This window comes from Pedobacter sp. Leaf216, assembly GCF_001421515.1.
Lineage (GTDB): Bacteria > Bacteroidota > Bacteroidia > Sphingobacteriales > Sphingobacteriaceae > Pedobacter.
In genome coordinates this window covers 1-24,068 of the sequence record NZ_LMKM01000017.1, presented here as the reverse complement: position 1 = coordinate 24,068, position 24,068 = coordinate 1, and the positions used below count along the sequence as shown (strand labels likewise).

Here is a 24,068-nt window from a genome sequence, read left to right as displayed (position 1 = left end):
AGGGGCTTTAAAGATTGCTTCACACTTGGCACATTCCTAAGCCTTCATTTCGAAATGACGGTTTTTCGTAAAATTACTTTGAAACCTTCCTGCCGTGGGCAGCGATAGATCATAGTTACTTTGAAACCTTCCTGCCGTAGGCAGCGACAAAGCAAAGTTACTTTGAAACCTTCCTGCCGTGGGCAGCGGCAAATTATATAAAAATTGATTAATTAGTTCAAGGCTTCTACTTTGCAGACAATATCTTCGATTACCTCTACAGATTTAAGGATTTTATAATGTCCAACCTCTTCAAATGATTTTGCGCTGATGGCAGGGTATTTATCCAGGAATTCTTTAAGATAAGTATAGGGCGAAATGTGGTCAGCAGGATCGTAAGCTAAAAAATGATCTAAATCAGGGCTTAACTGATAAAGGTTGGTAAGATTAAAATGGCTGGCTTTAACCGGGAACTCTTTGGCAAAATTGCTAAAAAATATTTCCTGATGTGCAGTTCCGATGCTTACAGTATCTAAACTTTGTTCGAAGTTTTCTTTAAGTCTGATTAATGGCGCAATGCTGATCAGCAAATCAGGTGTTAAACCCAGCTCCTGTAAAGCAATAACATTGGCCATGCCGCCTAATGAATGCCCGATTAATACATTGGGCTGTACATAATTTAAGGCAATTGCTTTTACTGAATCGGCATAAAGCATCAGGTTGGAAAATTCTGAAACTGAACTTCCATTTCCGGGTGCATCAAAGGCAATAATCTCCAGCTCTTCATTCTTTTGAAGTGCTACAATCAATTCATAAAAATCTAAAGCTTTTGATGCCCAACCATGGGTAAGCAGTACTTTGCGTTTGCCACTACCCCAGCTAAAACAGTTAACGGTTACTTCGGCATTGGTAAAATAAGTATCAAAAACACTCAAACTGAACTGTTTTGATTCGGCAATAAGCTGTTCCTGATGCAAGCGTAAAGGCATTTTAGGGGAGTAAAAAATGAATTCACGCATTAAAGCTAAATCAGGATCTGCCTGTGTTAACTTAAGCTCGTTTACAATCTGTTTCAGCCTTTTCAATTCGAACTTATTTTATCGTTAAACCAAGTGAGATTTTAAATCTGCAGGAGAATAGTTGATCGATTTTAAGGTTTTGTCGTCCGATTTCCTGAATACGAGGAACAGTCCGTCTATTTCTTTGTAATAAGATTCTGTTTGATCTTTATCTAAATAAAACTGGATCGTTTGTTCTGCTTCTTCTACCGTTTTGCAGGCTTTGCTCATGTTTGAGCGGTGAACTTCATCAAACAAAGTCTTAAACTTTCCACCTAAACCAAATTCGTGGATGGCACCGGCAAGCACATATTGCAAATCGCAAAGCGCGTCAGCAACCTCTACCAAGTCATTATTTTCTACCGCTTCCTGTAGTTCTTTCAACTCTTCAGCTAAGAGTGAAATGCGGAGATTGGCCCGCTGCTTTGAAGGAATAACCGGGTTTTCTAAAATAGGATGTTTAAAGGTAGTGTGAAATTCTGCAACCTGGTTAAGCGAATTGGTTTCTTGCATGGTAATAACTGATTTAATCTTTATGCAGCAAACTTAAAAAAAACGGGAGATATAATGGGGAGAATTTATGCACAATGGTGGTGGGTGGGGTATTTTGATCCGATAGCTATCGGATTTATTTAAGGATTTTTGTGCTGATGTGTGCCACGGAAACACGGACTTGCACGGAATTAATTTTTTACCATTAAGGAGTTAAGAAGATTAAGAACGCGCATATTCAACAACATAACAATTAACCAATCGATTAATTAGCCGTTCTTCTTGCCTTCCCTTACTACTTTGAAAAACTCTTCTTTATAGGTTTCGCCAATCGGAATCGCCTGGTCGTTAATGTAAACGGTATTACCATCAATCATTTTGATTTTTTCAATAGAGATGATATACGATTTATGAATGCGGTAAAATGGTGGCTGAGGCAGTTCGGTTTCGAGCTCGCGCAGTGCCTGGTAAGTGATAATTCTTTGGCTGGCGGTATAAACTGAAACATAGTTTTTCAGTCCTTCAATGTACAGGATGTCTTCGTAATTTACCTTGATAAATTTATTCTTGGTATCGCCTTTAATGAAAATAAAATCATTTCCTTGTGCAACTTGCTGAACAATCGTTTCCTGCTGTACAGGTACCACAGGTGCTAAAATCTGCTGCGCCTTGGTGGCTGCCTTGTAAAAACGTTCGTAAGAGATTGGTTTAAGCAGGTAATCCACCACATCCAGATCAAAACCTTCCAATGCATATTCGGGATAAGCTGTGGTTAAGATTACCTTACACTTCCCTCCGCAGATTTTCAGGAACTGAATCCCCGTTAATTCAGGCATCTGGATATCTAAAAAAACAAGATCTACCTTTCCTTCCTGAACCAGGTTAAGTGCTTCAAAAGCATTGGTAGTGGTTCCCATCAATTCTAAAAATGGTGTTTTATTTATAAAAGCAGCAATAATATCTGAAGCGTAAGCTTCATCATCAACAGCAAGGCAACGGATCATATTAGGGAGTTATGGTTTGGCGATTAGCAGTAATTAAACTTATATAACGATACAAATTATCATTTACAGATTTAAAATCAAAGTACTTTTATAAGTATTGCCATTGTTAGAAATCAGTAACTCATGTTTATCAGGATAAATCAGATCCAATCTCCGGTGAATATTAACCATCCCTACCCCACTTGAATGGTCTTTTTGTGCATGGCTGATCTTATTGCTTACCTCAAAACTTAAACGTTTGTTTTGCACCTTTAATTTAATGCGCACAGGCTGGGTTTCATCATTTACCACACCATGCTTAAAGGCATTTTCTACAAATGGAATTAATATCAGAGATGCAATTTTTTGATCGGTAATGCCTTCGGTAATAAAATCTACATAAAATTTTGGTTCGAAACGCATTCTGAAAAGGGCCACGTAACTTTCCAGATATTCAACCTCCTTATCTAAACTTACCTTCCCATCCGGACTATCGTTCAGGGTGTAGCGCATCAAATCAGACAAACGCAATACTGCATTGGCCAGTTTATCCGAAACGGGAATAGCCAGTGAATACACATAATTTAAGGTATTATACAGAAAATGAGGGTTGATCTGCGATTTAAGAAACGACAGTTCTGCTTTAACCACTTCTTCTTTAAGTTTTCGGTTAACCTGCTCTGATTTAAAACTCTGTTCAATTCCATAAGCGGCGGCGGGGGTTACAATGAAACCTAAACTCCAATAAATATTATCAGAAATGTAGGCCCAGGCAGTTGTGCGGTCGTCGTAATTATGAAAACCAAACCATTTTAAATAAAGCACTTCTTCTATTAAGTACCTCAAAGCAATAAAAACCCCGATGGTAAGTATAATGCCTCCGATTAACTGGGGAACCTTATTTTTCTTTAAAAACCTTGGATATACCCATAGGTAGCAGATGTAGAACTCTATCAGTTGTATAAAATTCATAGAGATACTAAAGGCCGATTTGTTAAAAGTAATGCCATCAATTAAGTATCCTCCATAAAAATAACCCAATACAAGTACCCAGCACAGAATATGGATAGATATGATTTTTATTGTTTTCATGTTCTAAAACTATGCAAAGCTTTTTTAACTGCCTATTTTCTTATTCCAAACCTGTAAATAATTATCCCAACCTCTACATTTTAAGGATCAACACCGTTTAGCAGTGAAAAAAGCATTGGGATAATATTTTAAGGGGTTGGGATTATATAATTTTCGGGCTGATGCAACCTCTTCATCTTTGAAACGTCAATTATAAAACAAACACGATGATGAATATTTTATTTAAAACTGCTCTTTTTCTGTCCCTTATTTTCACTCTGCAATCTACCTTCGCTCAAAACATCAAAGTAAGCGGAACGGTTACCGATAAAAGCAATAAAGCACTCGATTATGCTTCTGTAGCACTCATTCATTTACCAGATTCGGTTTCAATTGCTTTGCAGGCAACCAACCAACAGGGCTTGTACGAGTTTAATCATGTTAAAAGTGGCCGGTACCTGATAAAAGCGTTAATGATGGGTTACGGTAAAAATGTATCTGCTGTTTTTGAAGTAAAAGATTTGGCGGTTAAAGTGCCTTCAATTGTACTCACAGATCGTTCAGAAAACTTGAAAGAGGTAAATATTAGATCCAAAATGCCTGTAATCGATCAAAAAGCGGATCGGGTTATTGTAAATGTGGAGCAAATGAATACTGCTGGCGATAATGCTTTGGAAGTAATCAGCAGATCGCCGGGTGTTAAACTGGACAAGGATGATAACATTGTGCTTAAAGGGAAAAAGGGTATTAACGTAATGATTGATGGCAAATTGAGCTACATGTCGGGCATGGAATTAACCACCTACTTAAAATCTTTACCAGGTTCGGTGTTAAGCAAAATAGAGCTGATTTCTAACCCTCCATCTTCTTTTGATGCTGCCGGAACCGGAGGTATTATCAACATTAAACTGAAAAGAAATAAAATGCAGGGCTTTAACGGAAACGCAAATTTAGGCGGCGGTTATGGCCGTTACGAAAAAGTTTACGCAGGCACCAACCTTAATTATAACATTGGCAAAGTAAGCACTTATGTACGTTTAAATGCAGGCCACTATAATTCATTTAACAGGTTAACACTAAACCGTACCATCGGCGATGAGCAATACAACCAGGTAAATTTCTGGCACCCGGTAACAAACAGTTTAAATTACTCTACAGGTGCCGATTATTTCATCAATGAAAAACATACGCTAGGCGTTATGGTAAAAGGTTTCACTGCGCCTGAAGAAACCAAAGTAAACAGCAATTCGGTAAATTATAATGCAGCCGGGGCAAAAATGGGCGGAACATCAATGTTCAACCCGCAAAGCAACACCGAAAAAAACCATGCATTTAATTTAAATTACCGTTTTAAAACAGATACACTGGGTGGAGAACTGGGTTTTGATGCCGATTATGTTCAATACGATAACAGTAAAAACGAAACCTTTACCAACAATTACCTCAATGCCAATGATCAGTTAATTGGCAACCCGGTCGATCTCCGCAACAATGGCATGGGCAAGGTATCCATCTATTCGGTTAAGGCAGATTACAGCTTAAACTTTAACAAAACATTAAAAATGGAAACGGGTTGGAAAAGCAGCTGGGTAAAATCGCAGAGCGATGTGCGTTTTGATTCGTTAAAAACCGCTGGCTGGATTAACGATCCCCGCCGTACCAATTTGTTTTTGTATAATGAAAACATAAATGCGGGTTACCTTTCGCTTGATCAGAGTTTTAAAAACTTACAGATCAAAGCCGGCTTGCGTGCTGAGCAAACCTTGGGCGATGGCAGCTCATCAGGCACCAATACCACAATAGAACGGAAATACTGGAAGCTTTTTCCAACACTTTTTGTTTCATACAAAATCGATTCGAACAACCTGGTTACCGGAGCCTACCGCAAAAGCATTAACCGCCCTTCGTACAGCAGTTTAAATCCTTTTACCTTTTATACCGATCCTTATACCGCATTACAAGGTAACCCACTGCTACAACCCTCTTATGCAAACAGCCTTGAATTTAATTATTCGTTAAAAAACTTCAGGGTACTTACATTAAGTTATTCGGTTGGCAGCGAATCCATTTCGGAGGTGATTTACCAGAACAATACCACTAAAGAAAGTATCTCCAGACCGGAAAACCTAAACCGCACGGTAAGTTTTTATGTAGCTACAGGCAGCCCATTTGACATAACAAAATGGTGGAACAACAATACAGAGGTTTCTGCCGCTTACAACAGTACTTCTTCGCCGGTACAGGGAGCAGGATACAATGCATCGTCATGGAGCTGGGGTTTTAGTACCGATAACACCATTACCCTACCCAAAAACTATAGTATTTCGGTTTTTGGTTTTTACGAATCGCCTTCGGTATCCGGATTGTTCCACAGTTTAGAAAGTTATCAGATTAATTTAGGTGCTAAAAAAACCTTTTGGAAAAAGAATGCAACGGTTTCATTTAAGGTAAATGATGTTTTTAACACGAGCAAGTTCAGGGCAAACCTGGCGTACAACAATATCAATACCTTTTGGCAAAACGAATGGGAAAGCCGCAAGGTAAGCCTAAGTTTTACCTATAAATTTGGTAATATGAAAATAAAAACTGCCCGCAACAGAAGAACCGGAACAGCCGATGAAGAAAACAGGGTTGGTAAGAATTAAAATCAGATAGGTTTGGTATTGTCGCCATTCGCGCGAAGGCGCGAATACTAATACAAAATGCTTTAAAATTCCCAACCCGATAGCTATCGGGTTGGGAAATGATGAATCACTCCTAATATCCTAAAGCTTAACTTTCACAAAATACAATCTGTTCCGATCAACTGAATTGGTTAACGGCAAAATTTTCTGTGCAAAACCACTAGCGCCGTTATCTACCACACCAAAATCATCATCGTTAGAAATTACAAGTATATTACCCGGTAATAAAGCCAGTCCTTCTGCTTTATCGTGGGGATAAACGGAAGGCAGGTCTTTTAAAAGGTCTAAAACAACAGTTTTACTAACCGGAGTTATGCCTGCGCCACTTAAACCGGCAGCATTATTTAATTCTTCTACCGTTTTGCCTCCATATAGTTTACCTGTAGCACCATTCGCAGCATCAGAAATATCGGTAGCTCCACTAATGTCAATTTTAAAAACCTTTTTAAATGCTGCCGGATTGGAAGCCGCACCACCATACAACCCATCACGCTCAATGGTTAAAAAAGTTGTACTGTTAACGGCCACAATATCGCTTACACCTGTTAAAGAAACATTATCCATTAGGTAAGCATATTGTTTAGTTGCTCCGCTTGCAATATCGAAAGTCAGAATCCTTAATACAACTGAATTGGCAACAGCATTTTTTGAAGGATTGTACATTGGCGACTGCATCATCCCCACTAATGTTTTCCCATCAGGAGTAATGGCAAGGCCTTCCATACCACGGTTTGCTCTTCTATTGGCAAATACTGCCGGAATTCTTCGTCCACCTGTACCAGTTCCAAAGGGATTAATACGTTCTATGGTTTTGCCGGTAGCATCAAAATGTGCAATATGAGGACCATACTCATCACTGATCCAAAATGACCCGTCAGCAGCCCTTACCAAACCTTCAGAATCGATACCATCGGCACTAGGTGCAATTACCTGTCCGTTTAAGTCGTAGGCCGTTTCTCCCGAAGCACCCATTCCGGCAGGATTCGGAAGTCCGTTTAGTTTATCGCCACTGGCATTTTTCAGGTATATGGTTTCTTCAAGAATTAGTTTACCGTCTTTCAATCTGAATTTTCCGATCTGAGGATCAAAATCCGGCTTGCCGATGATGATTGAGTTTGCAATCTGCCCGGCAACATTCGAACCCCTATCGGTTAACATATAAAAAACATCAGGCGAATTGGGATCAGCAGCTACCGCCGAACCAAAGCCTCCATTATACACCTTTACGCCAGCAGCGGTAGTGAAAAGTACCGGAGGATCGGCAACTTCTGCTACATTAGGATAAGTGAGTGCTGTTGGGGTTTCTTCGTGGTTCTTTTTACAAGATACCATACCGATAGATGCCGCAGTAATTAGGGCAAGTAAATCTCTTTTCATTTAAATGGAATAATTTTTAAACAAAGCAAGGATGTAAATATGAAGGCAATGTTAAGTGAATAACAAGTATTGATGTGTATGCTTGTTACATTGGCAAGAAAAATTAATCTGTATTTCTGTGGCAAAAAACCGAAGAAACCCTCAGTAATTCACATAATGCTCTTCAAAACTGCCATCATCGTATAAATCAATCAATCCATAACCTGGTGCGGTTTCTCTCCGGTTACCCTCCCACCAGGCACCAGATACTGCACCGTTGCAGAGATAGGTTACATTGTTGTAAACCACTTTATCGCGCATGTGCAAATGGCCGCTTAAACATAACTTTACATTTGGATGCTGATAAAACAGGTTGATGATTTTAGCGGTATCGGTGTGCATGTCGCCACCCAACATGGTCCATTTATTTACAATATTGTCTTCTATCATCAAGAGCGCAGTAAGTATAGGGATATGCGACATTACCATTACTGGCATACCGGCACTCGTTGTATCAAGTTCATTTTTTAACCACAGCAATTGTTCTTCGCCCAGCTTACCAATGTACCAGGTATTGTCGATATCCAGATGAGTACTGTCTAGCACAATAATTTTCCAGCCATTTTGCACCATACTATAATAAGGCTTAGCCAGCTGCAACTTATCCATGGCATATTTTCTCCCATAAAAAGTATCGCCTTTTGTGTTTTCATTCCACCAGATATCGTGGTTGCCCAAACAGTAGCGTACAGGCAAGCTACATTCGTTTTTCATCGTGTCGCCTACCAGTTTCCATTGATCGTTTATGGTAGCGATATTTTCTTTATTCATATCAAAAACGATATCACCTCCATTTAATACCAAATCTACTCTTGGCGATTGATTTTGCAGGTTATGCAGGCATTTAATAAATTTTGCAGGTGCATTAAATTGGTTTTTCAGGTGTACATCCGTAATATGCGCTACCCTAAGCACGGGCTTTTTATAAGCTGCTGAGGAAATTGCGGGCAGCGTAGGCAACAAAAATAGCCCACCAATATTTTTGAGTGCAGATCTTCTTTCCATTATAGTTCTTTATTGCTTCAAAATTAGCATTGCAATGTTGCCTTAACATTAAGCTAAAAAAAAGCGGTGCATGCCATTATACACATGCACCGCTTGGCTGATCTTACCAGTTATTACCTGGCCAGATGATATGCCTTTATGATTTTATGAAAAATCGTATTATTAGGATAAACGCCGTTAAAATATTGCGACCCTGGTCCGTAGGCAAACACCGGAACCATAATACTCGTATGGTCGTTGGTACTAAATTCGCCGCGGATCATCCCTTTTTCTGCTGAACCATCCAAAAGTGTCAATCCCCCGGTTTCATGGTCGGCGGTAACAATTACCAATGTTTCACCATCTTCATCAGCAAAGCGGAGTGCTTCGGCAATTGTGCGGTCAAAATCGTGCAGTTCTGTAACCAGGTAAGGAAAATCATTTGCATGCCCTCCGTAATCAATTTGTGCTCCTTCTGCCATAATGAAGAAACCGCGTTTGTTTTTTGCTAAAATTTCAATTGTATGCAAAAGCGATTGTTTGAGCATATCTCCTCTGCCTTTAATCACCGGTCGGGTAGCAGAATCAGCAAGCAATACCAACTGTTTACCCTGGTTTTGCTTTTTAAAATCAGTCAGATTATTCGATAACTGAAAACCCTTTGTTTTAAGCTGCGGCAAAAGCTGAGCATTTTTATTCTGCTCAAAAGCTTTACGGTTGGAACCGACCAAAACGTCGGCTTTGCTGGTTAAGAGGTCGTTTGCAATAGCACCATTAAAAGCGCGATCGAGCTGATGGGCATAAAAAGCCGCTGGCGTGGCATCTGTAAGATCGCCTGAGCTGATGATGCCACTTTTTATTCCAAAACCGGCCAAAGTATCTACTAAATTCGTCTTTTTCTGATCATCAGGCCCCATTCCGATGTAGCGGTTATTGGTTTTAACGCCTGTAGCCATTGCTGTACCACCCGCAGCCGAATCGGTGTTGCCAGCATCGGCCGCAGCAGTTTCTGAAAACCCGATTGCATGGAACTTTGCCATATTTAAATCACCATGGTTGGCAATTAACCCTGCGTGTATGGCTGCAAGGCCCATTCCATCTCCGATTAATAAAATGATGTTTTTGGCTGGCTTATCTGCGCCGTCGGTTTTATAAGTTGGCGTATAGGGTTTGTAAGGAGTTTGATTGGTATAGCTTAACTTATCCTGATGAAGATAAAAATCTTTCAGTTTATTTGGGTTATCGGTATTAATCCAGTCTGCACCAAACCTTTCGAGCACAATCCATGTATTTGGACTATCCTGAGTGGCCCAAAACCTGAAAGGCTTTCCTTTGCGGTGTGCCTGCATTATAGCTGCTTTCATCCTCGCTTCGTCGGTTTTGGTGGGGTTGCCTTTGCCATTCCATGTGGTATGGTTTTTAAGGTCATCACTGATCATTGCGACCCTGGCCAGTTGTGCCTCGGTATAAATGGTTGTCGGCCTTCCATCGAATGATAATTTCTCATCATAATTTTTAAAATCTGCCGGAAGGGGCATATCACCACTAATTACAATCTTTATGGCATCAGCATTGCTTTTCACATCAAATACCGCAGCATAATCATCCAATTCTTTCAGCAATACAGGCAAAACATGTTTATAATCTTCCTTCACATCAATAACAAGTTGCAGTTTCAAGGCTGCATTTGCATAAGGATGATTCCCATTTGCTTTAAAGCGTTGCGCCAGCGGATCGAGATATATTTTTTTCAGTGTAAAATCAGGCTTAATTTCCGAAACTTCATGCGCTACATAGAGTGCTCCATCTTTTAAAAATACATCTGCTTCGATAGATCCCATTCCGGCATAATATGCTGTTAAAAGGGGGATATTCTGTTTGTAATCATTGTGGCTATGTCCACGGTTTGCATCAAGTTTAAGCTGTGCAGATGCGCCCTGCAGCCCAACTAGTATTGCCAGGGCTGCAAGGTTTATCCATAATTTATTTACCATCCCGGGTTTTGTTTAATTACGCCAGCACTGTTGTCAATTTCTCTTTGTGGTACTGCCCAAACATCATGAACCTGTGGATTGAAGGTTCGGGCCGGCCAGATTACACTTCCATCAAAATCATGTAATGGTTTAGCATAAGTGGATTGCGCATCGCCCCACCTTACTAAATCGCGGTGACGATCTGCCCATTCGCCTGCCAGTTCGTTACGGCGTTCGCGTTTAAGATCTTCGATTGTCATTCCTGTTTTAGCACTTAAACCTGCACGCAGCCTGATTTTGTTCAGCTCGGCATCGCCTGCTCCACCGCCTCCAAGGTTAATCGCAGCTTCTGCTTTAATTAATAACACCTCTGCATAACGCATTAGCGGTACATTTAAATCTGTTGTTCCGTTATCGCCATTCGGATTAACGTGTGTTGGAACTGGGTTGGCATAAGAAAACGGCTCCATGTACTTTTTAAACTGGTAGTTTGATGTTGCCCCTGCATCTTTGGTAAAACTGCGTTCGGCACCGAAAAACATAAATTTATCGCCAGGTTTTAAAATGGTGGCTTCACGGCGTTGATCGCCCGCTTCGTATGAATCGTAAAGCTCTTTGGTTGGCAGATAATAACCCCAGCCATTGTAAATTCCCCAGGCTTTATTGGTTAACATAACACCTGGAAGCTTGCTTCCCCAGCCTGTACCACCACCACTTGGCGTACAAACTACCGACCAGATATATTCTTTAGACCAATTGTTTGAGGCTTTAAATACATCTGCAAAATTAGTGTTTACTAAATCATGCTGCCCTGAGGTAATTACCATATCGGCATATTTTGCTGCGTTGGTATAATCTTTTTTGTACAGATATACTTTAGCAAGGTAAGCCCAGGCTGCGGTTTTATGTGCTTTGCCATAATCGGCTGCTTTCATTGCCGAAAATAAAGGAAGGTTATCTGCTGCTTTTAATAAAAGCGAGATGATGTAGTCGTAATTTTCATTTACGTTTTTTGCACGGGCAATTGGTTTGGCAGCGTCGGTATCTGGCATAACGATTGGCACCCCTGCTTTATCATTTCCATAGTTTGCAGCCAGCTGAAAATAAACCAACCCAGCATTAAAATAGGCATCGCCAATAATCTGTTTTTTTAGGCTTTCATCCATTGTGATGCCAGGTACATTGGTAATGATATCGTTGGCGCGTTTAATAATGGCATAACGCATACTCCACTGGGTTTCGGTATAACCTCCGCCAACATAGGTACGGTTAAAGTTTTTAATGTTATCGGCCTCTGGTTTATTTCGTCCGGTAACCATATCATCGCTGGCATTGATAAACCAGAACATTCCGCGACCGTAAAAATCTTCTGCATTATAGTTTTCATACATGCCGCCCTCAGCTTTCAGTGCATCTTCTTTTGTTTTCCAAAAATTCTGCGCCGAAGGAGATCCTTCTGGTACAATATCAAGTTCTTTTGTGCATGAAGAAAAAACAGCAATTGCTGCAAATGCGATATATTTTAAATTCTTTTTCATTGTTGTTGTTATTATAGATTTACACTTAAACCAAGGATAAAGCTTCGGGCCTGCGGATAGCGGCCAACATCTACCCCGTTATTGTCCATTCCGATTTCTGGATCAAAGCCTGAATAATTGGTGATGGTGAAAAGATTGTTTGCTGTAGCATAAATTCTTACTCCACCTGTTTTTAATTTGCCAGCAATAGATTTTGGCAAACTGTAACCAAGTGTTACGTTGCGGATACGCAGATATGAGCCGTTTTCTACATAAAAATCCGAAGCTGCAAAGTTTCCGTTGGCATCACTGGTTGATATTATCGGCACTTTGCCTCCTGGGTTTTCCGGCGACCAAGCATCCAAAATTCCTACCAGTTTGTTGTAAGATGGTCCGGCAGCACTGTAAGTAGTACGCTTCACAGCATTAAACAACTTATTGCCCTGTACGCCTTGTGCAAAAATGTTGAAATCGAAGTTTTTATAGCTTGCATTAAAACTTAAGCCGTAAGAAAAATCCGGGTAAGCACTGCCTGCAAAATAACGGTCGTTACCATCAATTGATCCATCGCCATTAATATCCACGAATTTAAAATCACCTGCTTTTGCATTAGGCTGGATTTTGGTTCCCTTTGCATTTTTATAGTTATCAGCTTCTGCCTGACTTTGGAAAATGCCATCTGTTTTTAACACAAAATAACTATACAGCGGCTGGCCCACCCTATTGGTAAGTGGCGCAACCTCATTGCGGAAATTGGTAGCAACTACCTGGTTTTCTATACCGGGTATAAGTTCTTCTATTTTGTTGTTTATTTTTGTTAAAGTAGCATTTACCGAGTAGGTGAAAGCTGCATTTTTATCACTGTTGTAAGTTAAACCCAGTTCGATACCTTTATCTCTTACTTTACCTGCATTAATAATTTGCGTATTTAAACCTGCGGTTCCGGGTAAGGTTCTGGTTAGGATCATTTTATCGATTTCTTTAATAAAATAATCTGCAGAAAGATTTAAACGGCCCAATACAGCTACATCAACACCAAGATTGGTTTGTTTGGATTCTGCCCAGGCAATGTTAACATTGGCCAAAACATTTTGAACATAACCATTTTGCAAAGTTGGCGTTTGCCCGAAGTAACTTTGTGTTGGTGCCAATAACGGGTTAACCGCATCGGAAGTTAGCGAGGCTAAATTGCCAAGAAAACCGTAGCTGCCCCTTAATTTCAGTTCATTTAACCAACTCACATTTTTAAGAAAATCTTCTTTGCTGATGATCCATCCGGCTGAAGCAGAACCATAATTCCTGGTTCTGTTATTTTGGGTAAGTAAAGATGAACCATCGCGGCGACCGATTAACGATACCAGGTATTTTTCGCGGTAGTTATAATTTGCACGTAAAAACAATGATGATAAGGCCTGCGCTGTATAACCGCTTGAGGATGGCTGTATCACTGTGGCATTCATTAAATACCTGTACTGTGGCGATTCATCATCAAAACCGGCACCTGAAGCGAATAAACTTTTATACTGTGTTTTTTGAAATGAATAACCTCCGGTAACATCCAGCTGGTGGTTACCAAAAGTATTTTTATAATTTAATACTTGTTCGGTTAAGAAATCATTATTGCGGTTACTGCTTTCCTGCAAACTATTGCTCAATACCGGCTTTCCTACTTCTGGCCTTTTAGGTGTAAAACTTTTAAAAGAAGCATCTGTTTTGGTAATGCTTAAGTTAGACCTAAATGTTAAACCTTTGGCCAGTTTAATATTGGCGTAAGGATTAATTACCAATACATTTATAGGGTTATTGATATCGATGCGATTTAACTCTGCTACAGGGTTAACAATATCACCATAATCTCCGGCATATGGCCCTGGCAAACCGGCAAAGCTGCCATCGGCATTATACGGTGTTCCGTTGGTTGGATAATAAATTGCAGAAAGTAAGGCCCCTGTATAATCGCTGCTGGTGTTGGCACCATTTCCGTTGGTACTGCTGTAAGAAAGGTTTTCGCCAACTTTTAACCAATTGGTAACCTCATGCTCGGTATTAATCCTAAAGTTATAGCGTTTGCTTTTGGTATTTAATACAATTCCTTCTGCATTGCGGTAATTGAAACTTAGGTAATAATTGGATTTTTCGCTTCCACCGTTTATAGCGGCATTGTAATCCTGCAATAAACCTTCTCTAAATACTTCATCCATCCAGTTGGTACGGGTAATCTGCCCATCGGGATATTTCGTAGCATCAAAGGCAGGCAAAATGGTGGTTCCGCCGTTTTTGGCGGCTGTTGCGGCCACTTGTGCACGTTGCTGTGCATTTAAAGGTTCTAGTTTTTTCCAGGCATTTTGCCAACCAACCTTTGCATCAAAACTGATCTGCATTTTGCCGCTTTTGCCCTTTTTGGTGGTAATTAATATTACGCCTCCCGAAGCTCTTGCGCCATAAATTGCTGCAGATCCGTCTTTTAATACCGAAATGGATTCAATATCATTGGGATTTAGCTGTGGTGTACCTGTAAAAATAGATCCATCGATTACATAAAGTGCATTTTCACCGTTGATACCACCAGAGCCACGAACGTTGATACGCGGCATAGATGTTGGATCGCCACCCTCATTGGTAACAATTACACCTGGGGTTTTTCCGGCAAGTACCTCCCCTACACTGTTCAGCGATCGGGAAGAAAGTTTATCCATCCCTACAATGCTGATTGCGCCCGTTAACGTTTCTTTTTTCTGCGTTCCGTAACCCACTACCACTACATCGGCAAGTGTAGATCGTTCTTCACTTAAAACCATGTTAATCACCTGGCTTTCGCCCACTTTTATTTCTTTGGTACGGTACCCGATCATCGAAAATGAGAGTACTGCATCTGCCCCCACCTCAATACGGTAAGCACCGTTGCCATCGGTTATGGTGCCGCTTTGTGTACCCAATACTTTAACCGAAACACCAGGTAAAGAAATACCTGTAGAATCTCTTACTATCCCGGTAATTACTCTGTCGGGTTTATTAAATACTGCATTATTGAGTATGATGTAGTCGCCTTTTTCTAAAACCTGTAAACCAAGCCTATCAAGTAACGATCTTACGGGCTCAGTGGTAAAATCGCCGCTTACATACGTGTTTTTCTGCTGCAACTGGTCAGGGTTGTACACAAAACTCAATCCCGTACGCGATTCGATTTCTTTGATAATTTCGGTCATCTTACGGCCTTTGCCAATTGTAATGCTCACCGTTGTTTGCGCTAACTTTTGCGCCATACCTGCCGAAGCCAGTATTGAGCTGCAAAATATGCAGAGAATTGAAAATGTTAAACATGAGTATTTCATGATCTTATGAAGCGCTGGAGTCCTCTTAGGGGAGGTTGTTTTCATTGTTTAATTTGTTTGATTTTATTTATTTGTAAAGCTTTAATTGTGCTGACTTTTTCTGCCAGAAAGAAAGATTACGGTGGCCGATCTGATCGGTACCGCAGATGATTGTTGTATCATATCCTTATCTCATCTGTATATATTAAATGTTTTATGGTTTTTGGATGCATTGAATTTTAGGTGGTGCAAACTGCAGATGATATCCAGAATTTCTTCGGGCGTTTGCCTGCTGCTAAAAACGGCCGTAGTTTTAAGTTTATTCAAAGCGGTATCGCTCAAAGAGATTTTAATGCTGTACACATATTGGAGTTTGTTGATCACCTGCTCCAACGTTGCGCCTTCAAAAGCAAGTTCTACAAAGGCTGCCGCTTTCAACTTGTGGATTGATGCACGGCCGCCATCTTTATCGTAGGTTAAAAATTCATCTTTAATCAGCGTGCCCAGATTTCCATTTTTGTTGCTTACCGAAACTTTTCCGGTAACTACAGCAACCTCGATGTGTTTACTGGCCTGATAGGATTTCACCTTGAACGAGGTACCCAACACCCTGATATCAACACCCGATGTGGTATGCACCGTAAATGGTCTTTGCTCTTGGTGGGCAATGTCGAAAAAAGCTTCGCCCTCTTTTAGTATAATGTGGCGACTGTTTGAAGAAAATATTTTTGGGTAGATAATTTTTGCTGAAGGGCCCAGCATAACCACCGAACCATCGGATAAGGTAATGCGTTTCTGCTCTTTACTCCCCGTAATTACGGTAAGCTGGTTTCCGTTTGAACTTACCGGTGAACTGCTTTTCCAAATGCTTAAACCAACTGTAATGATAATGAGTACGGCTGCTGCAATCCTGACAAAAAATTTAAGCTTAAATACTTTTTGATGCTGAGTTTCATTACGCATTGCCGCCTTAAGGTTAACAAGTAGCTGCGCTCCAATTGCTGCTTTACGGTCGGCAGCCACTTCAACTTTTTGCTGATCGAGCGCGGCATACCATTCTTCAACTTTTTTTTGTTCTTCCGGATTTGCCTGCTTATCGAGGAATTTCTGCAGCAGCTCTTTTGCCTGTTCTTCTGTCATTTAAATACATGTCAGTTGAAAAGCAGATCGGTACTAACCAAAAATGTTATCGATACATTAACTTTATGTTAAACCAATCAGCATGGCGATTAACAGGATATAGGAAAGGCTTTTTTTGAGCAGTTTTAAGGCTGCAGAGATTTGATTTTTCACTGTTTGTACAGATACGTCAAGTTCTGAAGCTATTTCTTTTATGGATTTTTCCTGTTTCCTGCTCATCGAGAATACCAGTTGCATTTTCTCCGGGAGAAGCGCAATAGCGGCATCAACTTCCAAATGGAGCTCTTTTAATATCAGTTTATCATCTGCAGCGGCTATATGCTGTTTATCCATGAGCATGGAAAGTGCATTTTGATGCTGCGCTTTAGCACTGCCTGATCTGAAATAATTAATTACTTTATATTTTACTGCGCCATGCAGGTAGGCACCTAAACTTGCTGTAAGGTTTAGGGATGTGCGGTTTTCCCATAAGGAGATAAAAATTTCCTGTGTAATATCCTGTGCGAGTGCTTCATCACCGGTTTTTTTGAGGGCAGCATCAAAAACATCTTCCCAATAAACCTGGTAAATTTCTTCCATGGCCTGGTGGCTTCCGCACTGTAAAGATGAAAGTAGGATTTCGCTCAAGGGATGCTGCTTTATTCGCAGCAAAGCTAGCGGCCTTATATTCCCTTATTATTAATAAATCTTAAAGTGTAGATGTTATTGATGGAAAATCTACGATAGAGAATGAAAGGATTCTGCGCTCAACCTCAATATCTGCTATAAAATTAGCCGATTGAGTTGCGATAGATTCAAGAAGTTGCCGCAGCTTCTCAATGGGCTTTATTCTGTGCCCTCTGTGATCTTTCTCTGTGAACTCGGTGGTTAATGGCGGAAAATGCACATTGAAAAGTATCCTGCGCTCAACCTTAATATCTAGAACATTAGGCGATCGAGGTTGCCAAAGATTCAAGAAGTTGTCGCAGCTTCTCAATGGGTTTTATTCTGTGCCCTCTGTGATCTTTCTCTGTGAACTCGGTGGTTAATGGTGGAAATGCACAATAAAAAGTATCCTGCGCTCAACCTTAATATCTAGAACATTAGGCGATCGAGGTTGCCAAAAATTCAAGAAGTTGTCGCAGCTTCTCAATGGGTTTTATTCTGTGCCCTCTGTGATCTTTCTCTGTAAACTCGGTGGTTAATGGCGCAAAATAACGACCTTTCTTTTACCCAAATAATGCTGCAAATATTTTATTCGAATGCAATTTTGCCTGATGATCGTAAATATGCGAGGTGCTCATAATCTCGTTTACACCATACTTTGTAACAAAAGCCTCTAAATTTTCTTTAATGGTTTCTGCACTGCCTATAAAAGAGTAATACAGCATTTGCTCAACTGCTTCTTTTTCCATGCGGTCCCAATATTGATTGATATCATCTATCGCTGGTTTTAACAACTCTCTTTTACCTGTAATCACACCCAAAAACATGCGTTTTACCGAGCTTGATAAACGGTCTGCTTCCTCATCAGTATCGGCAGCCACAACATTTACACAAGCCATTACATACGGTTCCTGCAAAAATACGGAGGGCTTAAAATTATTTCGGTAAATAGAGATGGCCTGTTCAAAATAAGTTGGCGCAAAATGACTCGCAAAGACATAAGGCAACCCTTTTTCAGCTGCTAAACGCGCACTATCGGTACTAGAACCTAAGATCCATATCGGAATCTCCAATCCTTCTCCAGGAATAGCCCTAACGCTTGCGCGGCTATTGCTGGCAGAAAACAATTGCTGCAATCTTTCTACATCTCTGGGGAAATTATGGGCCGCGTTAAAGTTTTCGCCACGGATAGCCATTGCAGTAACCTGATCGGTACCTGGTGCCCTGCCCAAACCTAAATCAATCCGGTTTGGATAAAGCGAAGCCAACGTACCAAATTGCTCGGCTACTATTAGAGGCGCATGGTTAGGCAGCATAATCCCGCCAGAACCCACACGGATACTTTTCGTTCCGCCTGCAATATAGCCGATGAGTATTGCCGTTGCAGAACTCGCTACACCAGCCATATTATGGTGCTCGGCAAACCAATAGCGTGTATAGCCTAAACTTTCAGCTTGCTTGGCCAGATCAAGACTGGTTTTAAAAGTATCAGCAGCAGTATAACCATCTAAAACAGTTGCAAGATCGAGTACAGAGTAAGGTATATTTTTTAATAAGTGATCAGCCATAACTTAAAAAGGGATAAATGTAGATTGCAAAAATATCCTTAATTAAACCAACTCACCACCATCATAATTATAAATGACGTTGAGCCAACACTAAAACATTGTAATGATAAATCAGACCTTATTGAGTTAAAAAAATAAGCTAGAGCACCAATAACATCCAAACATTGCAGGCAAAATGCCCCCAATTGCCCAAAGGAGCAGACAGCTTTTTGAAACCTGTTTTTTCATACATGGCAATAGCAGTGGTGAGTTCGGGAAACGATTCGAGATAAATTTCATTATAACCAAAATGCTGTGCAGACTCAATGCTCTTCTCCATTAGCATTTTACCAACGCCTTTTCCCCGTGAAGCTGCCGATGTATATAATTTTACAAGTTCCACGCAGCCCGCAGGCAACCCTTCGGTGGGATAAATACCGCATCCGCCGATAATTTCACCATCTTCTTCTGCAAGCCAATAGGCCGATCCCGGATGTTCAAAAAGTACGGATAACCGATCAGTTGTAGGGTCAGTATAAACCGTACCTGGTTTATCGATCTTAAATTCCTCTAAAATTGTTCTGATCATTGCTGCAGTAGCCACATTGTCTGCTGCTGTTATCTTTCTGATGTTAACGGCCATATTGCTCGATTTTTTTTCGGTAAAGTTAAAAAATGAGACAAATGCTTCATAAAAATAGCAAACAAAATACACCTGGATTTGATTTATTAATATAAACAGATTTATACCATGGAAAACGAACAAGAAAAAACATCGGCCGAAAACAACAGTAACCATCCAAAACCTACTGATGATGTACAAATGAACATAGAAACGGTTATCCCCTCTACAGAAAAGGAGGTTAAAACTGAAAATGATGCTGAAGAAAGTAATGGAGAACAAACAGAAACAGGCAGTGATAACCAACAAGAGGAAAATCAAAGTGATGATGGTAATGTAGAAACTGTTACGCCTGAAGCCTAACTTATTTTGTTAAAGCAGCAATGCAGCTGAAATAGTTTTACTATTTTGGCGTTATGAATAGCATGAAAGAAAAATTATTGCTTTTCCTGATAGCCATCAGCATTTTTGGATGTGGGGTAAACAGGCAGGCACAGCAAATAAAAGCCCTTGAAAATTGCACCTATAAAATTACAGGTGTACAACAGGTGAGCGTTGCAGGCACAGATGTAAAAAAGTTAATGGACCAGCAGAGTTTTAGTTTAACCAGTTTACCGGGTGTGGCCTTGGGTTTATTGAGAAAAGACATACCGTTAAGGGCAAACCTTAATTTAGAGATCACCAATCCATCTGCTAACCTAGCGGCGATTAACCAGTTCGAATACAAAATACTGGTAAACAACACCGACCTGGCAGAAGGAACAGTAAACCAAAATGTAAGCATTGCACAGGGACAAACCGTTACGGTACCTGTTCAATTGGTGAGCAATATTTATGGATTGGTATCAAATGGAAATGTGTTTAACGACATCATTAAAGCAGCCCAAAAAGGATCATCTTCTAAAGATGAGAAACTCGGTTTATTAACCATCAAAATAAAGCCGACTTTTATGTTGGGCAATACACCGGTTAAATATCCGGGATATATCACCATCAATAAAGACATCAGTAGTAAGATATTACTGTAAAAATAGCCAATTTAGCAATTGATTAAATGGGTCAGGTTTTAAAAAACTTGACCCATTTTTTTGCCATTACAAGTAAACATCCAGGCGCTAAAACTGAAATTGACGGAATTACATTACAATGCTGATCTAAAAAATTTAGAAAATCTTTTCCTACAAACCCCTATAGAGATAACAAATTCTTAGTGACCTTATCAATGCCTATTTTAAAATATCTCTTAAAATACATTTAACTGCTTTAGGTCTATAAACAAATAAAATCAATCGCAATTCGGAACTGGTACCCTGAATCAAATATTTTTTGAGAAGGTTCTTTGAAAGATTTATTTTGGTAAAAAAGCTGAAATTGCAGCGAGAATAGTTAAAAAATGCCCTGTAAGCAAGGGCATTTTTGATTAAAAACGTAGTTAAAATCTTTTATCAGGTGTCATTACCATACCTTTAAATCCTTTCGGATCTAATTTTTCGTCCACAGCCTTTAATTCTGCCACGGATAACTTTGATGGCATTACTGTTGCAGTAGCACTTAAACTTGCGGTTTTAGCTCCCGTGGTTACAAAATTCCCTGTTTTTGCGTACAGTAATGCATAGGCCAATAAGGTTTCTGTTTCATCACCCCAGGCTTTTGTTAAATCTTCAGAAGATTCTTTATCAACAGTTAAACCCGAATAATAACCACCAACACCAAGCTTATTTTTGGTTTCAAACTCAGGAATATACATATCTACCTTATCAATTCTTATCGGAAAGAAACCAACCGGTTTTCCATAGGTTGTTCTGCCAATTAGTTTTACATCCATTACAGGTTTTAGGCTATTAATCGTTAATTCGCTTGCAGATGCTGTAGAACCAGATACAATGAAATAAATTCTGTTTAAAGCCAGTGATCCTGATTTTGCAAATTTCTCAATATTATCTGCCGATGTAGGAGAATAATTTAAATCCGCATAAGTGGCATACTTTCCATTTACACCAGTAGTAAAAGTTTGTAGTTTACCTGCATCATCAAGCAAAGGCTGGTGTGCCAATATCGAAGCTTTCCGCTGAGCAGTGGTAATCGATTGCAAATAGTTATTGTAATAGGAAGTAAACATTGTATTACCTGTTTCACCTGCAGGGGCAGCTAAATTAATCATCTGGGTTGCAGTAGAAACGTACCCTCCGCCATTATAGCGCAAATCAACAACCAATTCTGTTACGCCCTGTGTTGCAAAACTTGCGAAAGTGGTATTTATTGCTGCCGAAACATTATTGGTAAAACTATTGAAAACGATATAGCCCACCTTTTTTGCATCCACAGTATAAACATGGGTAAACAAAATTGGATTGACCGTGTAAAATGAACTGGACACAACAGCTGTTTTTGGATTGCCGTTTATATCATTGAACGCCAACGTAATACTCGGATTTGTACCAAATATGGCAGTGTTTAAAAAATTAATTGCATTAGGATAGCTCAGGTCTGTTCTTCCATTAACACCAGTTAACCTGCAACCGCGTGTTAAACCCTGCTGTGCTGCTGGCGAATTTGGATAAACATATTTTACACGCAAATCTGTTTCATTGTTGTACTGTACAGAAAAACCGTAATCATTTGCAGAACCGTTTACATCTGCTTTAAGCGCACCCGTTTTACCAGTAGTTGCAGCGCTATAATCAAAAAACGAATACTTAGGCTCCGCAGAATTGCTCACAAATTCATATGGCTTTCCTGTTGATGGATCCGTAGAATATTGTGTCATAGCATACAGCTCCGTTTCGTTTGAGCTGAAGCTGCGCGGTTTAAATACATCATAAGCTGGCAATGAAGTGTTCCAATAATAAAGTTCCTTACCATATAAAAAGATCGAATCCTTTGTCAGCTCATCCCTTGTTCCAGATAGAGTAGGCGTTGTAGGAACTACTGGAGGTTCTGGCTCAGGCTCAATACTGCTCTTTTTACAAGCCATAACCGTAACCAAGCTTAAAAAGCCCAGAATAGCCAAAAGGGTAAATTTATTATTTCTCATAGATTTTTTGTAGTAGTATCATTATTGATATATACGCATTATCCAACGCTAAAGTTGTTAATCATTCGTATTTGTTTACCAACACACTAAATTTAATTCAAAATATTGTGTAGTTGAACATATGTAACGTTCAACTAGGTAAATCTACCGATTAAATTACTTTATTCTGAGATAATTATGTTAAAAAACATTAAAATCAAAAAGTCCGTATGCCCCCATAAATTGTCGTTTTTACACCGCTCAATTCAATCAAATCATCCGCAAATTTGAAATATAAAATACCGGTTATGAGCATTGCTAAAGTCAATACCTTCATGGATCAGTTGGATCATCCTTTAAAGAAAGAAATGGAAAAGGTGATCAATATCATTACAACTGCTAATCCGAAAATCGAATGTGATATTAAATGGGGCGGACCAAGCTTCAAGTTTAAAGAAGATATGGCCACTATAAACCCAAAAATAAAAAACTATGTGGTAGTCATTTTTCATAAAGCGTCTTTATTAAATGATGATTTCGGATTTCTCGAGGAACAAACAAAAGGAAAGGCTTACGCTAAGTTTTATTCAATGGCCGATGTGGGGAAACACGAAACTGCTTTGAAAAAAGCTGTAAATGCCTGGGTTAGTTTAATGGAAAACTGATAAAAAAATAAAATCATGGAAAAGATTGAATTCAAAATCACAATTAACGCCACAGCGAAAAAAGTTTGGGAAGTTCTTTTTGGCGCAATAACCTATCCTAAATGGACCGCCGTTTTTGCAGAGGGATCACAGGTAAAAACCGATTGGCAAAAAGGAAGTACAGCACTGTTCCATGATAGTAAGGGGGATGGAATGGTAGCCATTATAGAAGAAAATATCCCGGATAAATATATGTCTATAAAGCAAATCGGCGAAATAATGGACGGTAAACAGAAACTGCATGACTGGGGTGAGTCGCTGGAGAATTACACATTAAATGAAAAAGATGGTAAAACGGAGCTGATCATTGATATGGGAATCAACAAGGAATGGCTTGAATATTTCGAAAAAACATGGCCAAAAGCATTAGATAAAGTCAAAGAATTAGCCGAAAAACCGGATGACCATATCGAAACTTAAAAAATAACAGGTCCTTTAATAAATGGAAACTTCCTTTTAAGAATAATCCATAAACCAAAAAAGCCTTACATTGCTGTAAGGCTTTTTGGAGTGGTGCCACCTGGATTCGAACCAGGGACACAAGGATTTTCAGTCCTTTGCTCTACCGACTGAGCTATGGCACCCCCTTTTGGGAATGCAAATGTAGTATTCTTTTCATCAAATCCAAAAAAAGCATATCGGTTTTTTTCTTAAAACCAATCGTCAAAGACGCATCTTTTTGACATGCAATAAGATGCGTTGAAAAATATTTTCTCCATAAAATTAATTGGGACAAGAAAATATTTCTTTACGCATTATGCCTGTATTAATGTAAACGAGAAAAAATTGACTGATCGGTTTAAGCTGTTTTGGGATCAAGCGGAAAAGTTGGGGGGAGTTAAACTCTAGGCATATATTTTCGATAATCTGAATAAGAAAAACTTAATATCCCTTACACCTCTCGATGTTGCTCTAAAGGCTTTGATCTT

General features: G+C 39.6%; 19 protein-coding genes and 1 tRNA gene. 5 read left to right on the top strand and 15 right to left on the bottom strand.

What is annotated here, in order from left to right:
• Positions 1–212 precede the first annotated feature (212 nt).
• The 4 genes from ASE74_RS14465 to ASE74_RS14450 all read right to left on the bottom strand — a co-directional run bounded on the left by ASE74_RS14465 (position 213) and on the right by ASE74_RS14450 (position 3,604).
• Positions 213–1,064: an alpha/beta fold hydrolase gene (locus ASE74_RS14465; protein ID WP_055910499.1), complete on the bottom strand. Its 852-nt coding sequence runs from the start codon at positions 1,062–1,064 to the stop codon at positions 213–215.
• 18 nt (positions 1,065–1,082) lie between these two features.
• Positions 1,083–1,550, bottom strand: coding sequence for a nucleoside triphosphate pyrophosphohydrolase family protein (locus ASE74_RS14460; protein WP_055910496.1), 468 nt, complete (start codon positions 1,548–1,550; stop codon positions 1,083–1,085).
• 248 nt (positions 1,551–1,798) lie between these two features.
• A complete protein-coding gene (locus ASE74_RS14455; RefSeq protein WP_055910493.1) occupies positions 1,799–2,533 on the bottom strand; it encodes a LytTR family DNA-binding domain-containing protein in 735 nt (244 codons plus the stop codon).
• A gap of 63 nt (positions 2,534–2,596) precedes the next feature.
• The gene (locus tag ASE74_RS14450; protein ID WP_055910490.1) at positions 2,597–3,604 is read right to left on the bottom strand and encodes a sensor histidine kinase; all 1,008 of its coding nucleotides are present in this window, start codon (positions 3,602–3,604) and stop codon (positions 2,597–2,599) included.
• 206 nt (positions 3,605–3,810) lie between these two features.
• Between ASE74_RS14450 and ASE74_RS14445 the strand changes: the two genes are divergently transcribed.
• A complete protein-coding gene (locus ASE74_RS14445) occupies positions 3,811–6,228 on the top strand; it encodes an outer membrane beta-barrel family protein (RefSeq protein WP_082458791.1) in 2,418 nt (805 codons plus the stop codon).
• Between the two features lie 120 nt (positions 6,229–6,348).
• Here the strand turns inward: ASE74_RS14445 and ASE74_RS14440 are convergent, their stop codons facing one another.
• The 9 genes from ASE74_RS14440 to ASE74_RS14400 form a co-directional block, all read right to left on the bottom strand.
• Positions 6,349–7,644 (bottom strand): esterase-like activity of phytase family protein, encoded by a 1,296-nt coding sequence (locus tag ASE74_RS14440; RefSeq protein WP_055910480.1) that lies wholly within the window; start codon positions 7,642–7,644, stop codon positions 6,349–6,351.
• A gap of 141 nt (positions 7,645–7,785) precedes the next feature.
• Positions 7,786–8,688, bottom strand: coding sequence for a metallophosphoesterase (locus tag ASE74_RS14435; protein ID WP_055910478.1), 903 nt, complete (start codon positions 8,686–8,688; stop codon positions 7,786–7,788).
• 113 nt (positions 8,689–8,801) lie between these two features.
• Complete coding sequence (locus ASE74_RS14430) at positions 8,802–10,661, bottom strand: alkaline phosphatase (RefSeq protein ID WP_235526099.1); 1,860 nt, start codon at positions 10,659–10,661, stop codon at positions 8,802–8,804.
• Positions 10,655–12,178 (bottom strand): RagB/SusD family nutrient uptake outer membrane protein, encoded by a 1,524-nt coding sequence (locus ASE74_RS14425; RefSeq protein ID WP_055910476.1) that lies wholly within the window; start codon positions 12,176–12,178, stop codon positions 10,655–10,657. Before ASE74_RS14425 ends, ASE74_RS14430 begins: the two co-directional genes overlap by 7 nt.
• Positions 12,179–12,189: 11 nt before the next feature.
• Positions 12,190–15,534, bottom strand: coding sequence for a TonB-dependent receptor (locus ASE74_RS14420; RefSeq protein ID WP_235526098.1), 3,345 nt, complete (start codon positions 15,532–15,534; stop codon positions 12,190–12,192).
• A 126-nt stretch (positions 15,535–15,660) separates the two neighbouring features.
• Entirely contained in the window at positions 15,661–16,608 is a 948-nt protein-coding gene (locus tag ASE74_RS14415) for a FecR family protein (protein ID WP_055910474.1), read from the bottom strand.
• A gap of 63 nt (positions 16,609–16,671) precedes the next feature.
• Entirely contained in the window at positions 16,672–17,235 is a 564-nt protein-coding gene (locus tag ASE74_RS14410) for an RNA polymerase sigma factor (protein WP_157255433.1), read from the bottom strand.
• 581 nt (positions 17,236–17,816) lie between these two features.
• Positions 17,817–18,821 (bottom strand): LLM class flavin-dependent oxidoreductase, encoded by a 1,005-nt coding sequence (locus ASE74_RS14405; protein ID WP_055910467.1) that lies wholly within the window; start codon positions 18,819–18,821, stop codon positions 17,817–17,819.
• A gap of 139 nt (positions 18,822–18,960) precedes the next feature.
• Positions 18,961–19,443, bottom strand: coding sequence for a GNAT family N-acetyltransferase (locus ASE74_RS14400; protein ID WP_055910464.1), 483 nt, complete (start codon positions 19,441–19,443; stop codon positions 18,961–18,963).
• Positions 19,444–19,551: 108 nt separating this feature from the next.
• Here ASE74_RS14400 and ASE74_RS14395 point away from each other — a divergent pair, with 108 nt between their 5' ends.
• Positions 19,552–19,785, top strand: coding sequence for a hypothetical protein (locus ASE74_RS14395; RefSeq protein WP_055910461.1), 234 nt, complete (start codon positions 19,552–19,554; stop codon positions 19,783–19,785).
• Positions 19,786–19,847: 62 nt separating this feature from the next.
• A complete protein-coding gene (locus ASE74_RS14390) occupies positions 19,848–20,450 on the top strand; it encodes a hypothetical protein (protein WP_055910456.1) in 603 nt (200 codons plus the stop codon).
• Positions 20,451–20,854: 404 nt separating this feature from the next.
• Here the strand turns inward: ASE74_RS14390 and ASE74_RS14385 are convergent, their stop codons facing one another.
• Positions 20,855–22,456: a S41 family peptidase gene (locus ASE74_RS14385; RefSeq protein ID WP_055910453.1), complete on the bottom strand. Its 1,602-nt coding sequence runs from the start codon at positions 22,454–22,456 to the stop codon at positions 20,855–20,857.
• A gap of 287 nt (positions 22,457–22,743) precedes the next feature.
• Between ASE74_RS14385 and ASE74_RS14380 the strand changes: the two genes are divergently transcribed.
• Both ASE74_RS14380 and ASE74_RS14375 read left to right on the top strand, forming a co-directional pair.
• Positions 22,744–23,100: a DUF1801 domain-containing protein gene (locus tag ASE74_RS14380; protein ID WP_082458790.1), complete on the top strand. Its 357-nt coding sequence runs from the start codon at positions 22,744–22,746 to the stop codon at positions 23,098–23,100.
• Between the two features lie 15 nt (positions 23,101–23,115).
• Positions 23,116–23,559, top strand: a complete 444-nt coding sequence (locus ASE74_RS14375) for an SRPBCC domain-containing protein (protein ID WP_055910448.1) — start codon at positions 23,116–23,118, stop codon at positions 23,557–23,559.
• 91 nt (positions 23,560–23,650) lie between these two features.
• Here the strand turns inward: ASE74_RS14375 and ASE74_RS14370 are convergent.
• A tRNA-Phe gene (locus ASE74_RS14370) sits at positions 23,651–23,723 on the bottom strand.
• Positions 23,724–24,068: the final 345 nt, after the last annotated feature.

What these genes read in the sequence shown, in the direction of transcription:
- ASE74_RS14375 (WP_055910448.1), top strand. Translation starts at nt 23,116, where the DNA reads ATGGAAAAGATTGAATTCAAAATCACAATTAACGCCACAGCGAAAAAA.
- ASE74_RS14385 (WP_055910453.1), bottom strand. Translation starts at nt 22,456, where the DNA reads ATGAGAAATAATAAATTTACCCTTTTGGCTATTCTGGGCTTTTTAAGC.
- ASE74_RS14400 (WP_055910464.1), bottom strand. Translation starts at nt 19,443, where the DNA reads ATGGCCGTTAACATCAGAAAGATAACAGCAGCAGACAATGTGGCTACT.
- ASE74_RS14450 (WP_055910490.1), bottom strand. Translation starts at nt 3,604, where the DNA reads ATGAAAACAATAAAAATCATATCTATCCATATTCTGTGCTGGGTACTT.
- ASE74_RS14455 (WP_055910493.1), bottom strand. Translation starts at nt 2,533, where the DNA reads ATGATCCGTTGCCTTGCTGTTGATGATGAAGCTTACGCTTCAGATATT.
- ASE74_RS14405 (WP_055910467.1), bottom strand. Translation starts at nt 18,821, where the DNA reads ATGGCTGATCACTTATTAAAAAATATACCTTACTCTGTACTCGATCTT.
- ASE74_RS14440 (WP_055910480.1), bottom strand. Translation starts at nt 7,644, where the DNA reads ATGAAAAGAGATTTACTTGCCCTAATTACTGCGGCATCTATCGGTATG.
- ASE74_RS14380 (WP_082458790.1), top strand. Translation starts at nt 22,744, where the DNA reads ATGAGCATTGCTAAAGTCAATACCTTCATGGATCAGTTGGATCATCCT.
- ASE74_RS14420 (WP_235526098.1), bottom strand. Translation starts at nt 15,534, where the DNA reads ATGAAAACAACCTCCCCTAAGAGGACTCCAGCGCTTCATAAGATCATG.
- ASE74_RS14435 (WP_055910478.1), bottom strand. Translation starts at nt 8,688, where the DNA reads ATGGAAAGAAGATCTGCACTCAAAAATATTGGTGGGCTATTTTTGTTG.
- ASE74_RS14425 (WP_055910476.1), bottom strand. Translation starts at nt 12,178, where the DNA reads ATGAAAAAGAATTTAAAATATATCGCATTTGCAGCAATTGCTGTTTTT.
- ASE74_RS14390 (WP_055910456.1), top strand. Translation starts at nt 19,848, where the DNA reads ATGAAAGAAAAATTATTGCTTTTCCTGATAGCCATCAGCATTTTTGGA.
- ASE74_RS14395 (WP_055910461.1), top strand. Translation starts at nt 19,552, where the DNA reads ATGGAAAACGAACAAGAAAAAACATCGGCCGAAAACAACAGTAACCAT.
- ASE74_RS14460 (WP_055910496.1), bottom strand. Translation starts at nt 1,550, where the DNA reads ATGCAAGAAACCAATTCGCTTAACCAGGTTGCAGAATTTCACACTACC.
- ASE74_RS14445 (WP_082458791.1), top strand. Translation starts at nt 3,811, where the DNA reads ATGATGAATATTTTATTTAAAACTGCTCTTTTTCTGTCCCTTATTTTC.
- ASE74_RS14430 (WP_235526099.1), bottom strand. Translation starts at nt 10,661, where the DNA reads ATGGTAAATAAATTATGGATAAACCTTGCAGCCCTGGCAATACTAGTT.
- ASE74_RS14415 (WP_055910474.1), bottom strand. Translation starts at nt 16,608, where the DNA reads ATGACAGAAGAACAGGCAAAAGAGCTGCTGCAGAAATTCCTCGATAAG.